Below are 1,794 nucleotides of genomic sequence, written 5' to 3' on the forward strand. Positions count from 1 at the left end.
GTCCTGGCGCTGCCGCTGCTGGTGCGGCTGCCCGCGACCGGGTGGGGCGCGCTGGCCGCGGCCGGCGCGGCGCTGGCCCTGCTGGCGGCCTGCGTCGTCACGCAGGGGTTCGGCCCGGACCGTCCGCGCCCGAACTCCCTGCTGTACGTGCGCGACGAGGTGAAGGGCGAGGCGCTGTGGTTCAGCGCCGACCCGGCACCCGACGCCTGGACCCGCACGGTGCTGGGCGACGACCCGGAGCGGGCCCCGGTGGCCGACTACTTCCCGCCGCGCGGGGACGAACCGGCCATGGTGGCGCCCGCGCCCGGCCTCGGCATCGAGCTGCCGACGCTCACCGTGGTCGCCGACCGCACCCGCGGCGACGTCCGCACGGTCCGCTTCCGGGCCGAGTCGCAGCGGTCCGCCTGGCGCCTGCAGGTGCGGCTGCCGCGGGAACCGCTGGCCGCCTGCACCGTCGGGGGCACCCGCCTGGACCGGGCGGCGCTCGCGGAACAGACCGGCGGCGCGGACGACGTCGTCCTCCATCACTACGGTGCGGGCGCCTTCGAGGTCGGCTGCGAGGTGCCGGCCGGCACCCGGCTGCCGGTGGACGTCGCCGACTACAGCCTCGGCCTGACGCCCCCGGTGGCCGAACTGGTGGGCCCGCGTCCCCGGAACACCGTCCCGGTGGCGTTCGGCTTCCTGCCGGAGGACTCCGTCATCGCCCGTACCAGGGAAGAGATCTGAGGAATCATGACACGCACAGCACGGGACCACGCGATAGAGGTCCGCAACCTCACCCGGGTCTTCCCGGCCGGGGGCACGGACACGGTCGTCAGGGCCAACGACGACCTGACCTTCAGCATCCCCCGCGGCCAGGTCTTCGGACTGCTCGGCGCGAACGGGGCGGGCAAGACCACGCTGGTGTCGCAGCTCCTCGGCCTGATGCGGCCCACGTCGGGCGAGATCGTCGTCGAGGGCATCGACGCCGTCAACCGGCCCGACGAGGTCAAGGCCATGACCGGCTACCTGCCGCAGACCGGCCTGTCGATGCGGCTGGTGGAGGTGCGGCGGGCACTGCACTACACGGGCCGGCTGCGCGGCCAGGGCGAGGCGGACACGCGCCGCCAGACCGCCGAGCTGATCGACGAGCTCGGCCTGGGCGACGTCAAGGACCGCTACGTCGACCAGCTCAGCGGCGGCATGACCCGGCTGGTCAACTTCGGCATGGCCCTCATGGGGCGGCCCAAGCTGCTCGTCCTGGACGAGCCCACCAACGAACTCGACCCGCACAACCGGCGGCTCGTGTGGGACATGGTGTCCCGGCGCAGCGCCCAGGACGGCACCACCGTCGTCCTCGTCACGCACAACGTGCTGGAGGCGGAGTCGGCGGTCGACCAGGTGGCCGTGATGAACGGCGGCCGGATCACCGCGATGGGCACGCCGGGGCATCTCAAGGAGGCGCTCGGCGACCGGATCCGGCTGGAGCTCTTCGTGCGGGACGACCACCCGCTGGAGCACCGGGAGCGGGAGCTGTTCGGCGCGGTCGGCACGCTCACCGAGGGCAAGCGGGACGGCAGTTACCTGGTGCAGACGGACTCGGCGCGGATGCCGGACCTGATGCGGCTGGTCCACGGTGAGCTGGGGATGGACCGGGTGTCCGACTTCCGGCTGACCCGGCCGACGCTGGAGGACGTCTACCTCACGCTCGACGGCCGTGCCGAGCCGGGCGCGGGCCCCGCGCCGGGCGGCGGACCGGACGCGGACCGGATCCCGGCGGGTGCCGGGGAGGCCGGGGCCGCTGCCACCGCCACC

1 protein-coding gene and 1 pseudogene are annotated in these 1,794 nt (G+C 74.3%); both read left to right on the forward strand.

Annotation, left to right across the window (positions count from 1 at the left end; genetic code table 11):
- Positions 1-726 (forward strand): annotated as a pseudogene (locus G3I53_RS29915) (peptidase M28); the annotation flags it as partial.
- A 6-nt stretch (positions 727-732) separates the two neighbouring features.
- On the forward strand, positions 733-1,794 hold a 1,062-nt coding region (locus tag G3I53_RS29920), incomplete at its 3' end, for an ABC transporter ATP-binding protein (RefSeq protein WP_164438963.1).

Source organism: Streptomyces sp. SID14436 (assembly GCF_010548465.1).
GTDB lineage: Bacteria > Actinomycetota > Actinomycetes > Streptomycetales > Streptomycetaceae > Streptomyces.